Annotated in this window: 11 protein-coding genes; all 11 read right to left on the reverse strand. The window is 51.1% G+C overall.

What is annotated here, in order from left to right:
• Nucleotides 1-8: 8 nt before the first annotated feature.
• The 11 genes from ACGHZ6_RS13690 to fliQ all read right to left on the reverse strand — a co-directional run bounded on the left by ACGHZ6_RS13690 (nucleotide 9) and on the right by fliQ (nucleotide 13,504).
• Entirely contained in the window at nucleotides 9-2,345 is a 2,337-nt protein-coding gene (locus ACGHZ6_RS13690) for a chemotaxis protein CheA (protein WP_390614530.1), read from the reverse strand.
• 11 nt (nucleotides 2,346-2,356) lie between these two features.
• Nucleotides 2,357-3,154, reverse strand: a complete 798-nt coding sequence (locus ACGHZ6_RS13695; protein ID WP_390614531.1) for a protein phosphatase CheZ — start codon at nucleotides 3,152-3,154, stop codon at nucleotides 2,357-2,359.
• A 51-nt stretch (nucleotides 3,155-3,205) separates the two neighbouring features.
• On the reverse strand, nucleotides 3,206-3,592 hold the full coding sequence (cheY, locus tag ACGHZ6_RS13700) for a chemotaxis response regulator CheY (RefSeq protein WP_390614533.1): 387 nt from the start codon (nucleotides 3,590-3,592) through the stop codon (nucleotides 3,206-3,208).
• 206 nt (nucleotides 3,593-3,798) lie between these two features.
• Nucleotides 3,799-4,524 (reverse strand): RNA polymerase sigma factor FliA, encoded by a 726-nt coding sequence (locus tag ACGHZ6_RS13705; protein ID WP_390619167.1) that lies wholly within the window; start codon nucleotides 4,522-4,524, stop codon nucleotides 3,799-3,801.
• Nucleotides 4,525-4,550: 26 nt separating this feature from the next.
• Nucleotides 4,551-5,378: a MinD/ParA family protein gene (locus ACGHZ6_RS13710; RefSeq protein WP_390614534.1), complete on the reverse strand. Its 828-nt coding sequence runs from the start codon at nucleotides 5,376-5,378 to the stop codon at nucleotides 4,551-4,553.
• A gap of 133 nt (nucleotides 5,379-5,511) precedes the next feature.
• Entirely contained in the window at nucleotides 5,512-7,107 is a 1,596-nt protein-coding gene (gene flhF / locus ACGHZ6_RS13715) for a flagellar biosynthesis protein FlhF (RefSeq protein ID WP_390614536.1), read from the reverse strand.
• Nucleotides 7,108-7,148: 41 nt separating this feature from the next.
• Nucleotides 7,149-9,362 carry a flagellar biosynthesis protein FlhA gene (flhA, locus tag ACGHZ6_RS13720; RefSeq protein ID WP_390614537.1) on the reverse strand — a complete coding sequence of 738 codons (2,214 nt, stop codon included), beginning with the start codon at nucleotides 9,360-9,362 and terminating at the stop codon, nucleotides 7,149-7,151.
• A gap of 503 nt (nucleotides 9,363-9,865) precedes the next feature.
• On the reverse strand, nucleotides 9,866-10,960 hold the full coding sequence (locus ACGHZ6_RS13725) for an SMP-30/gluconolactonase/LRE family protein (protein ID WP_390614538.1): 1,095 nt from the start codon (nucleotides 10,958-10,960) through the stop codon (nucleotides 9,866-9,868).
• A 336-nt stretch (nucleotides 10,961-11,296) separates the two neighbouring features.
• Entirely contained in the window at nucleotides 11,297-12,430 is a 1,134-nt protein-coding gene (gene flhB, locus ACGHZ6_RS13730; protein WP_390614539.1) for a flagellar biosynthesis protein FlhB, read from the reverse strand.
• 16 nt (nucleotides 12,431-12,446) lie between these two features.
• A complete protein-coding gene (gene fliR, locus ACGHZ6_RS13735; protein ID WP_390614540.1) occupies nucleotides 12,447-13,226 on the reverse strand; it encodes a flagellar biosynthetic protein FliR in 780 nt (259 codons plus the stop codon).
• 8 nt (nucleotides 13,227-13,234) lie between these two features.
• Nucleotides 13,235-13,504, reverse strand: a complete 270-nt coding sequence (fliQ, locus tag ACGHZ6_RS13740) for a flagellar biosynthesis protein FliQ (protein WP_390614541.1) — start codon at nucleotides 13,502-13,504, stop codon at nucleotides 13,235-13,237.
• Nucleotides 13,505-13,514 lie beyond the last annotated feature (10 nt).

Raw genomic sequence — 13,514 nt, forward strand, 5'->3', positions numbered from 1 at the left:
TGAATCGATCATGCATAACCTGCGTAACGTTTCAGCATACTAGGGACATCAAGTATCAGGGCTATAGTACCATCTCCCGTGATGGTTGCGCCTGCCATACCCGGTGTTCCCTGCAACATTTTACCCAAGGGCTTAATCACCACCTCTTCCTGGCCAATAAGCTGGTCCACCACAAAGCCAACCCGCTGGGTGCCAACCGAGACAACCACCACATGGGCTTCGTCAGGGCTTTCCATAGTGCCATTACCCAGATTGAGCCCCTCACGCACTAACCAGCGCTTGAGATGGAATATGGGCACAGCACGCTCACGAATAGTGACACACTCCTGGCCGTCAACCACATTACTTTTGGTCAAATCCATATGGAAGATTTCGTTAACACTCACCAGCGGCAAAGCAAAGGTCTGCTGGCCCAGCATAATCATCAGCGTTGGCATAATAGCCAGGGTCAACGGTACCTTAATGATAATCCGGGTACCCTCACCCACCTGCGATTCGATATCAATTGAACCATTAAGCTGGGTTATCTTGGTTTTCACCACATCCATGCCGACACCACGGCCGGACACATCGGAGATTTCTTCCTTGGTGGAGAAACCCGGGGCAAAAATCAGGGCAAACGCCTCACTATCAGATAAACGCGCGGCAGCATCTTCATCGAGAACACCCTTCTCCACGGCGCGATCCTTGAGTTTGTTTGGATCCATGCCGCCGCCATCATCGGTGATAGACAGCAGGATATGATCGCCCTCTTGCTCAGCAGCCAAAATCACCTTACCGACACGGGATTTACCTTTGGCTTCGCGATCTGCAGGTAACTCAATACCATGGTCTACAGAGTTACGCACCAAGTGCACCAAGGGATCAGCCAGAGCCTCAACCAGGTTTTTATCCAGGTCGGTCTCTTCCCCTTGCAGCTCAAGGTTAATTTCTTTTTTCAGGTTACGCGCCAGGTCACGTACAACACGAGGGAATCGGCCAAACACCTTTTTGATTGGCTGCATTCGGGTTTTCATGACGGAGGTTTGCAAATCTCCGGTGACAACATCCAGATTGGACACCGCTTTTGAAAGTGCCTCGTCACCGGCATTCAACCCCAGACGCACCAGTCGATTACGAACCAACACCAGCTCACCAACCATATTCATAATATCGTCAAGGCGTTGGGTATCTACGCGAACCGTTGTTTCAGCCGGTGCAGCCGCCGCGCCACCACCTGCATCTCGTGCAGGCGCCTTGGCAGCAGGCTTGGCCGCCTCTTTCGCCGGCTGCGCTTTGGCTGCAGCGGGTTTTGGAGCCGCCGCTTTAGGCTTTGACGCGGGTGCAGGCGCAGCAGGCTCTGGAGCTTTAGCCGCTGGAGGCGCTGTGGCACCACCTTTACCAGGCCCTTTACCTGAACCGTGCAGCTGATCAAGCAGCGCTTCAAACTCGTCATCGTTAATCAGGTCATCCCCGCCTGCGGCAGGGGCCGCTGGAGCTGCAGGGGCTGGCGCACTGGCAACCTGATCCTTACCAGGTCCTTTACCGGAACCGTGTAATTGGTCCAGCAAAGCTTCAAATTCATCTTCAGTAATTTCGTCGCCATCAGAATCAGTGGCAGCAGGTGTTGCTGGCGCTGAAGCTGGTGCAGCTGCCTGCTCAGTACCAGGCCCCTTACCTGAACCGTGTAACTGATCCAGCAGAGCCTCAAACTCATCTTCAGAGATTTCATCATCGCCTGCAGAGGCTGGAGCTTCGGCTGCCGGTGCTGGAGCCGACGCTACAGCTTCCGCAGCCGGCGCATCATCGCTGATGGCATCGAGCAGTTCTTCAAATTCAGAATCGGTGATATCACCATCGCCACCGCCAGCCCCAAGGGTAGAGGCTGCTGCGGGAGCAGGCTCAGCCACCGGCTCTGGTGCAGCCACGGGTTCGGGCTCAGCTGCTGGGGCCTCACCACCACCTTCAGCCAAGTCTTCACAGGACACCAGGCGTTCCAGTTGAGCGATTAACTCGGGGGGAGCAGGTGTAAGGTCAGCCCGCTGGGTAACTTCTTCAAATTGCTGATTAACGCAGTCCAGCGCTTGCAGGACCACATCCATCAATTCAGGGGTTACGGTACGCTGACCGTTACGCAAAATGTCAAACAGGTTTTCAGTAACATGGCAGCAATCTACCATGGCGTTTAGCTGTAGGAATCCAGCCCCACCTTTTACGGTATGAAACCCACGAAAGATTGCGTTGAGCAAATCATTATCGTCGGGACGTTGTTCCAGATCGACTAACTGCTCAGATAACAACTCCAGAATTTCACCGGCTTCTACCAGAAAATCCTGAAGGATATCGTCGTCATCACCGAATCCCATTCATCAGCTCCTTAGAACCCTAAACTCGATAAGAGGTCATCGACATCATCTTGGCCAGACACCACATCATCGCGTATATCGGCATGAATCTGCGGTCCTTCTCCTTGAATGTCACTATCGGCTTTCGCCTCAGGGTCCTTATCGGCATCAGTTGTCAAACCTGTAATATCTTCTACCTGACCGGCAATACGCACCAATGACACCAGGTCTCTTTCGACATCGCTGATCAAACCAATTACGCGCTTTAACACTTGGCCGGTAAGATCCTGGAAGCCCTGCTCCAGGATAATATCTTGCAAGTTTTTATTGAGTTCCTTGGTGCCGGTATCCATATCCGCCAAGAAGCCATCGATACGGTTGTACAACTCACGGAACTCAGCTGCGGTCATTTCCCGGCGTTTGAGACGCGCCCACTCTTCTTTCAAAGAGGCAGCTTCCTCACCAAGGTTGAGTGCGATGGGGGCAGCCACCTCAACCTTGTCCATGGTTTTGTCAGCAGCATTTTGCGTCATGGTAATGACATAATTCAGGCGGTCTGAGGCATCCTGAATCTCTGAGCTTTCAATGGTGGGAGGCTCTGCATCCAGGTCGGCGTCAACGTGAAAGTTGACGATTGCATCGTGCAAACCGCGGGTTAATCGACCTACCGACTGGAAAATATTACGATCACGCACCTCCACCATCTGATGAATCAGTTTGGAGGCACCCTCAAAATCATCGCCGTTAAGCTTTTCTGCAAGCAACTTCGCACAATCCTGAAGTTCTGAAATAAACTCCGTATTGTTGTGCAGCGCTGGTTCTGTTTCCATTGCCAAGCCTTCTATAAATTCTTGTTATCAGCTAGAACTGCTTAGCTGTGCTTAACCGTCTACACGTTCAAAGATTTTATCGATCTTCTCTTTAAGAACCTGAGCGGTAAAAGGCTTAACAACATAGCCGTTTACACCGGCTTGTGCGGCTTCAATAATCTGATCGCGCTTGGCTTCCGCCGTTACCATCAGAATGGGCAATGAGGATAATTTGTCATCCGCGCGAACCGCCTTGAGCAAATCAATACCTGTCATACCCGGCATGTTCCAATCCGTTACCAGGAAATCAAAGTCCCCCGACTTCAGCATAGGCAATGCTGTTAAGCCATCGTCTGCTTCCTGGGTATTGGTGAAACCCAAATCCCGAAGTAAGTTTTTAATAATCCGACGCATTGTCGAGAAATCATCGACAATCAGGATTTTCATATTTTTGTCCAATGCAACCTCCGTCGTCCCCACTCTGGGATTCCGTTTTACCTATTAGTCTAGTCGCTGATCGGCCTCTGGCCAGTTTTTCACCCGGCAAGTGTCGAAAAACCGTCAGAATTAGCCAACTCATTGATAATTGGGCATTTTTCACTCAACATTTTGAGGAAAACTGCGCCTGCTGGAAAGGTACTGAGAAACCCGCTACGGGTCAATCGCTAACCTTCATTGTCAGTCCAAGAAGCCATTCTGGTTCGCAGCCGCAGGGCGGCTTGAGAATGAATTTGGCTTACACGCGACTCACTAACCCCAATGATCTGGCCAATTTCCTTCAGATTGAGCTCTTCATCGTAATAAAGAGCCAATACGAGCTTTTCTCGCTCCGGCAATTGACTTATCGCCTGCGCAAGCGATTGCTTTAGCGATTCGCGCTGTAAACCGTCCAATGGGCTGATAAAAGCCATACTGGTGCCTTCTGATCCCAGGCGGCTGTCATCATCTCCAAAGGCTTCTTCGAAGCTAAACAGGCGGCTGGAAGCAGCATCCTTGAGCATGGTGAAGTACTCATCGAGCTCCACACCTAACTCTTCAGCCACTTCCTGATCCGTGGCATCACGACCAGTACGGCCCTCTACCACGCTGATCGCTTCCTGTACGCGACGTGAATTGCGATGAACAGAGCGTGGGGCCCAATCCCCGCGCCGCATTTCATCGACGATGGCACCGCGAATGCGGATACCGGCATAGGTTTCAAAACTTGCCCCACGGCTGGCATCATATTTTTGCGCAGCCTCAAGCAGACCAATCATGCCCGCTTGAATTAAATCCTCAACCTGAACACAGGCTGGCATGCGCATCATCATATGATGGGCAATGCGTTTCACCAACGGCGCGTAGTCTTCGACGTTTATCGCCTGCTGACTTCGCTTGGTTTCATCATACATAGCCAATCCGTCTACTGCGCCCATGCTTAGTATCCTGCATCTGCGGTTTGCAATAAGCGCTCAACAAAGAATTCCAAATGCCCTCGTGCCGAGGTGGGCAATGGCCAGCTCGCCACATCTTCAGCAAGAGAACGAATAGCCTGGGCTGCTCGAGAGTGCGGAGCAAACTCTAACAAGGGTTTTTGCTTTTGTACGGCCTTGCGGACATTTTCATCGAAAGGTACATGCCCCATGTACTGCAGAGACACATCCAGAAAACGCTCACAAACCACACTGAGCTTGTTAAACAAGTTTCGGCCCTCCTGAGCGCTGCGCGTCATATTGGCAACCACCCGGAAACGGAACATATCGTATTCTTTATTTAACAGCTTGATCAGCGCATAGGCATCGGTAATGGATGATGGCTCATCACACACCACCACGACCACCTCTTGTGAGGCTCGAACAAAGCTAACAACCGTATCGGATATACCCGCTGCGGTATCCACCACCAGCACATCCAACTGGCTGCTTAACTCACTGAAAGCACTGATCAAACCCGCATGCTCCTGCGGGCTCAGGCTGGACATATGCTGCACACCTGACGATGCAGGTACGATTTTCACACCCGATGGCCCTGTAACCATCACATCCTGGATAGAGCACTGCCCTGCCAATACATCGGCCAGCGTGTGGGTCGCTTTCAATCCTAGCAGGACGTCAACATTGGCCAATCCCAAATCCGCATCCAACAGAACCACCCGACGACGCATCTCAGCCAACGCCATGCTTAAATTGACGGAGATATTGGTCTTGCCTACTCCGCCTTTACCGCCTGTGACGGCAATGACTTGTACCGGTCGCTGGGCGTTCATTTACTCTTGTACTCCTGGTAAACCTGCATATTGCAGTCTGCTCCAATCTTTTCTTATCTTGTTCCGACTACCTGCGCTGCAAGGTAACCTATCGTTTATGCTTGCGTCTATATATTACAGCCTACAGCCGTAACTATCTCTGTTCAGTATAGATGTTGCCAACCCCTTGAGGGTTACCATTTACGCCTGCCAGCAAGCTGTCAAAACTGCTAGCCTCACCGCCCTGCTGTTTTAATAACGAAATTGCCTGAGTCACCAGGCGGTGCCCACGGGCAAGCTCCAGATCATCGGGAATTTCCTGACCATCAGTGGTATACGCCAGCGGCAGACGCTTATCCAATATCACATCAATGGCCTCACCCAAACTCGCGGTTTCATCCAGCTTGGTAAGAATACAGCCAGCCAATCCGGCTTTTTGATATGCGTGAAGCGTTGCCGTCAACATTTGGCGCTGACTGTTTGCCGCCATCACCAATAAACTTGTCACTTGAGGCAACTGGTTAAGCACTTGCAATTGTTGCTTCAACAGCGGGTCACCGTGACGCAGACCGGCTGTGTCGATTAATACCAGCTCGCAGCCTTTTAAACTGCGCAATACCGCTGGCAAGTCCTCATTGTCATCGACAACCTTCACCTGCACATTGAGAATCTGGCCCAAAGAGCGTAACTGATCGTGCGCAGCAATTCGATAGGTGTCGGTAGTCACCAAGGCAACTTTATCTGCACCATGCTCAAGAACATAACGCGCGGCCAATTTGGTGATAGTCGTAGTTTTACCAACACCGGTTGGCCCAACAAAGGCGAAAACACCGCCTTTGGCAACCAGATCCTGACCCAGGGTTGGGATTTGATGAGACAGCACAGCGAGACTTTCTTTCCAAGCCTCGCGCAAGCCACCATGCATATTAACCTTATCCAATAACGCCTGCTGACTGTCGACAGACAAGCCCAAGCGATCGAGTCGTCGTTGCAAACTGGCATGCAATGGCGAAGGCGCTTGGGAAGGCGTTTTGGCAATACGGCTCAATTGATCTTCCAGCAAAATCCGCATATCTGCCAGCTCCGCCTGTAGCGACGCCAGCTGCTCACGCTGCGCCTGCTGCTCGCGCTTCGCCTGGAAAGATTGCGCTTCGTTTACAGAGTTCTCACTAAAAGAATGTTCGGGTTTTGGGGCAGTAGATTGAAACGCTGCAGTTTGCAGATCTGCTTCAGCCGAGCGAGATACTCCTGACTGGTTATCCGCCATAGCATGTTCGAATGAAGGTACGGCTGCGGCTTGAGGTTCCGATTGCGCACGTTTGGCGGCCATCATACGCTGGCGGGCCTGCTCAATTTCTTCCGCCAGCTCTGCCGGTGTTTTGCCAGAAGCCAATCCGCGGGTGGTGGTTTTGGCTTTGACGATATGTGGTGTGGTATTTGACGCTGTGGCCTGCTCTGGATGTTGCGCCGGCGACAAACTGACAGCCCCCTGGTGTCGCGCTACGGCGGCCTCCAGCTGACTCTGCTCTGCCCAAGCGCCATCGCTTGGCATCGCCACTTCAGATTCTCCGCCCTGGTTGTCCAACGGCGACGGATTCGGCGTCGCGGCAACAGGCTCAACCTGAGTAAGAATTTCTACGCCCTGCTTAATACGACGGCTGGACAGAATGATCGCATCATCGCCCATTTCTCTGCGCACCAGCTCCAAAGCCCGGCGCATATCCGCTGCCACAAAACGTTTAACTGACATGACTACTTCCTCAATCCAGCTTTATTCTTACCTTACGGGCCTTAATTTCCTGCACCGACACTGGCCTCGATGGTAATTTGTTTGTTGTCCGGCACTTCGGTGTAAGCCAACACCTGCATATCCGGAATACTGAAACGAACAAATTTACTCATCATGGCGCGTATGGGAGCTGCAACTAACAGCACGATCGGTTTACCCGCCATTTCCTGCTTCTGCGCTGCCTCTACTAGCGATTGTTGTAATCGCTCAGCCAGCGATGGCTCAACAAACGCGCCATCCGAAGCGCCAGCTTTTTGTGCTTGCTGAACAGACTTTAGCAATAACTGTTCCAACTGTGCATCTATCGTGATAACCGGGATGCTAGGCTCCGCCCCTACGATGTTTTGGACGATTTGACGACTTAGCGCCACCCTCGCCACGCCGGTCAAGGCGACGGGATCTTGACTCTTCTCCCCCTTCGATGCCAAAGCTTCGGCTATCGTTCGCATATCGCGAATGGGTACCTGCTCCTGCAGCAGGTTTTGCAACACTTTCAGCAGCAGGTTCAGCGATACCGTTCCAGGCACCAGCTCCTCAACCAATTTAGGCGACTGCTCGGCGAGCTTATCGAGAAGCTTCTGCACATCCTCATGACCCAATAATTCATAGGCATGCTTATGCAGAATCTGATTAATATTGGTAGCCACCACGGTACTGGCATCTACAACGGTGTAACCCAAGGTTTGGGCATGATCTTTTTTATCCTGATCAATCCACACCGCCTCCAAGCCAAAAGCCGGATCGACAGTAGCAATACCTTCGAGCTTGCCAAACACCTGGCCAGGGTTAATTGCCAAATCCTTATCAGGAAACACTTCCGCTTCAGCCAGGGTTACTCCCATTAAGCTGATGCGATAGGCATTGGGCAGCAGATCGAGGTTGTCACGAATATGCACTGAAGGCACCAGAAAACCCAATTCCTGAGAGAGCTTTTTACGGACCCCTTTGATACGGCCCAACAACTCTCCTCCCTGATTTTTATCCACCATCGGGATCAAACGGTAACCCACCTCCAAACCAATAATGTCTACCGGCTGCACATCATCCCAACTGATTTCAGAGGATTCCTCGCCGCCTTCGTGGGTTAACTGACCCTCAATCGGTGCAGGCTGACCAGGACCACCGCCACCAGCACCCACTAACGCGGGTGTTCCAGGTGTGCCAGGAGCACCGCCGCCAGTTTCGATTTGCTGCTGCTTTTTGTAGTAGATATAAAACGCTACCGCTGCTGCGACAAAAGACAAACCCAGGAAGGCCACATGGGGCATTCCGGGAATGGAGCCCATGATAAAGAGAATAAACGCCGTTACCGCCAAAGCCTTGGGCGAATCAAACATCTGGTTAAAGACCTGGTTACGTACATCCTCTGTACTGTTCACCCGTGTCACCATGATGGCTGCCGAAGTAGACAGTAACAGAGAAGGAATTTGCGCAACCAGACCATCACCAATGGTCAGCAAAATATACTTTTCCAGCGCATCCTGGAATTCGAGCTGGTGCTGCACCATACCGACGATTAAACCGCCGATAATATTCAACACCAGAATTAAAATACCCGCGACGGCATCTCCGCGAACAAATTTACTCGCACCGTCCATTGAGCCGTAAAAATCCGCTTCCGCAGCCACATCTTCACGACGGGTACGGGCTTCGTCCTGGTCAATCAAACCCGCATTCAAATCAGCATCAATCGCCATTTGCTTACCGGGCATAGCGTCCAAGGTGAAACGCGCACTCACCTCTGAAATACGCCCAGCACCCTTGGTAACCACCACAAAGTTGATGATCATCAAGATGATAAACACCACCAGACCCACAGCGTAGTTACCACCAATAACCACTTCACCAAAGGCCTGGATCACCTTACCCGCAGCATCACCGCCGGCATGACCTTCCAGTAACACAACCCGAGTTGAGGCAACGTTCAACGCCAAACGCAGCAGCGTAGCCACCAGCAAGATCGTTGGAAATACGGCAAAATCCAGGGGACGTAGGGTATAAACCCCCACCAGCAACACCACAATTGAAAGTGCGATGTTGAATGAGAAGAATACATCCAATAGAAATGGAGGTACCGGCAAGGTCATCATGCCGAGCAGCATTAACAACAGAATAGGAATACCCAGATTCCCCTGCCCTGCGCCTCTTACATTATTCCAAGCGGTTTGCCGGTCGACCTGACGGGCCTGATTAAATAAGTCAGAAAGTGATGCCATAACGAATTCTTGACGTTTATGTCCGTTTGGGGACTTGTACGGCAAGAAACGTACCTGTTTTGATTATGGAGATTATTTATTTAGTGCGATCCCCCGGTTTACCCAAGGGCGGGTGGTACCGGCTCCCGGCTGCAAGACTTGTCCTGGGGCGCTCGCACTGCGGAACTCGCAGAAAACGCTCAAACAGTCCTCGTAAACACTCCCGCCCCAGGACAAGTCTTAAACGCAGCCTGATTGGTCGCCGGCACCACCCGCCCTTGGGCAAACCTACCTGAGGATAAATTAACAAGGATCGGAAATACTGAGGTGATGCGGCACAAAGGAAAGGAGGCAGCCGGTGGAGCTGATCGGAGCAATCAGCCCATCGTTTAAGCGGCCGGAAAAAGCCTGGGTAGTCGCGGAGGTTGTCTGAGCGTTTTTAGCGAGTTTACGTAGCGCAGGCTTTTTCCGGCCGCTTATGGGCGCGGAGAGCAGCTTCACCGGCTGCCTCCGGATTCAAAGCACTAAAGGTCGAGTTCTGCCTTATCTAAACGAGCCAAAACAGGCGCAGTCAAACTACTGACATAGAGATATTCTCCTGCCTCAATAGCCCCGGTAGTTTGCGGATAGGCTCCTGCTGGATCCTGAAGGCTATGTAAAACATTACCATCACCATCAATAGCGACAATATGGCCGTAGTTTTTAGCTCCTGGACGCAGGAAACCAGGCAGGCGTTGCACAGCCTTGCGAACACCCGGTTTGCCAGCAAGGTTATCCAAAATCGGTAAACGAGGAGAAACCAGTCCCAACCAGAAGCGCCCCTCTTCTCCACGAACAATGTTATCCGGGAAACCAGGCAAGTTATCGATAACCACTTCCGACTCTCCCTGACGCTCTCCGGCTAACCAATATTTCCAGACACGGTACTCACCGGTTTCATTGACCAACAGATAGTTACCCTCAACATCAGCGGTTACACCATTGGCAAAGCTTAAATTGGTCATAATGACCTTGGACTGATTGGTATTCGGATCAAACTCGATAATTCGGCCATAAAGCCCGTGCTCCATGATATCGAGCAAGCTGGCGTGGTAGGTACTGCCTACCGCTTTGGCAGAGAATTTGGTGGAGGCATCACTGAGGTATACCTTGCCATTTGGTGTGACAACAAGGTCATCAGCATAGAGGATGGGAACACCGTCAGCTTCAGTTAACACTGTATGAAGCTTGCCTTGGGTGTCAATTTTTAGCAGTCCGATAAAGGCATCAGCAACCCACAGGTTACCCTCTTTATCGAGATCCAAACCTAGTGGTCGACCTCCGGTTTCTACCCAGGGTTCTGCTTTTTCCGCACCGGGAGCCCAGCGAATTACCCAGCCTTCATGAGTAGTGGCATACACATACCCCTGCTGGTCGACAACTACCCCTTCCGGGCCATGTTGCCCCGCCGTATTCAGGGCGGTAAAGTTAGCCAGCTTATCATTGGGGGCAAACGCACCCTGATATCCTGGATCTTCTGGTGCCTGCCAAGCAATTGGCTCAACGGCTACAGGCCAGAAGGCAAAGTAAAGAATCACAGCCATAACCATTACGGTTATTAGCTTCCCCAGTATTTTCATATGCGCCATCCATTGTCTATTTATGGTTTAGCGCAGCATTCTACTGGAGCCTGACTTACCTGAACAAGCCAGTAAATGACTGTCTTTTTACGACGGCCCCAGTCTTAGCCCAGAAAAGCGTGTTTAAGATCATCAACCGCAATAACAGCCAACAGCCCCAGAGTAACAACATTTATCAAGCCTACAATCAACATAGCGACCTCCTTCTTCGGTCATCAATCAACGTTGGATACAGTTTACGCAGGGGCCGTTTTAAGTAGGGTCAATGGGCGTAAAGAAGTGTAGGGCTTGGTAAGGGATAGGCTATGGGGCGTTAACAAAAGAAAGATTTAGACGCTAATCATAACGAAGATCGTTAGGGACGCTGATATTACGTGGGTAAACCGGCATATCACCCTGCCCTTTGCGGTAATTACGCAACTGGAAGACATAGGCCAGCACTTGTGCCACCGCCATGTAAAGGCCTGCCGGGATTTCCTGATCAACATCGGTGGTATGGTAGATGGAACGCGCCAATACAGGGGATTCCATAATTTCGATACTGTGTTCTTTGGCAATCTCACGGATTTTCAAAGCGGCATGGTCTACGCCTTTAGCCAGCAGAATGGGGGTCGCCATGTTGTCCGGGTCGTATTTCAGTGCCACAGAAAAGTGAGTCGGGTTGGTAATGACTACATCAGCTTCTGGCACCGCCGCCATTTGGCGATTCTGCGCCATTTCCCGCTGCAGCTGACGAATACGCCCTTTGACTTCCGGCTTACCCTCAGTGTCTTTCATCTCGTCTTTGATATCCTGGCGTGACATTTTCAGCTTGCGGGCGTGCTCCCATATCTGGAAAGGTACATCGACCAAGACAATCAAAATGGTTGCAGCCGATAATGCCACAAACGCCCAGCCACTCATCACCAAGGATTCAACCGTTGCCTTATCCGGAGACTGATTAGCCAGGTTCAACATATCCTGCTGCATGGCACTCAGTAACCACACAGCCAGCACTAGCACCACAAGAACCTTGCCTACGGCTTTAGCCAACTCCACCAGCGCTTTAATCCCAAACATCCGCTTTAAGCCCTCAATAGGGTTCATGCGGCTCATTTTGGGCATTAACGCTTTGGTGCTCCACAGCCAACCACCCAGCGCAATCGGCCCCAGAATAGCGGCTACTAGGAGAATAGCGAATAAGGGAAACAAGGATAGAATGGCATCGTAAAAGGAACGGGCCAGATGCAGCATCATAAATTGCGGATCGAAAACAGCACGCCTGTCGAGCTGAAAATTAAACTCGACGACATCGATCAAAGCCCCACCAATAACCGGCCCGGTGATCATTAAGCCTACGGCACCAGCCAACAAAATAGCCGATGTGGTCAGTTCCCGCGATCGGGGAACCTGGCCTTCCTCCTTGGCTTTTTCAAGCCTTCGGGGCGTCGCCTCTTCTGTCTTTTCCTGACTGCTGTCTTCTTCTGCCATCTGGCATACACCTCAATCAGGGAGAACCCACAAAGTTGTGCAGGAAGCTAATACCCTCTTCCAAAAACAACTGATAGTTAGGCAAGAAATTGGGAACACTTAACCAAATAAGTACTAAGCCAAGCAACAAAGTAATCGGAAAACCGACAGCAAATACGTTCATTTGTGGTGCCGCCCGACTCATTACACCAAACGCCAGATTCACAACCAGTAACGACGTCAGTACCGGCAAGGCAATCATTAACGCTCGACTAAATAACCAACTGCCAGATGCCGCAATTTGCCAAAACATGTCGGCAGTTAGCCCTTTGTCTGAAACAGGCATCAGTTGAAAACTTTCTACCAATAATTCGATAACCACCAAATGACCATTCATTACCAAAAACAATAGCGTGGCCAAAATCAGGTAAAACTGCGAAATCACCGTTACGGCGACCCCACTGGAAGGGTCATTCATAGACGCAAAGCCGAGCCCCATCTTCATCGCAATAAACTGGCCACCCAATACAAAGACCTGGAATACCACCTGCAAAAAGAAACCCATCGCCAAACCGATCAAAACCTGCTGCACAACTATTAACAAGCTGGCCAAAGATAAAGGAGGAACGGCTGGTAACGGCGGCAAAAGAGGTACGACCAGCAGTGTGACGGTGAAACCCAATACAATACGTACACGGGGAGACACCAGCTGCGTACCAATAACCGGCATAGCCATAAACATGGCGGTAATACGAAATAAAGGCCAAATATACTGGCCAACAAATTGGGCAATCTGCGCTTCGGTCAGCAGCCACATAATGCGTCTTAGCCGATCAAGTGGGGGATTTGCATAAACAGGCGATTAAACAAATCCATAAACTGGGTTAACAGCCATCCGCCGGCAAACATGATGGTGCCCAGGGTAATCAACAACCGAGGCAAAAAGCTTAAGGTTTGTTCGTTAATTTGGGTGGCCGCCTGGAACATACTCACCAACAGCCCCACAGCCAAACTCGGCCCAACAATTAACGCGACAATTACAACCGTCAGGTAAAAGGCGTTACCCAATAAATCCATTACAACTTCAGGTGTCATAAGCGAACCT

The organism is Maricurvus nonylphenolicus, from assembly GCF_042854845.1.
In the GTDB taxonomy this organism is placed as follows: Bacteria; Pseudomonadota; Gammaproteobacteria; order Pseudomonadales; family Cellvibrionaceae; genus Maricurvus; species Maricurvus nonylphenolicus.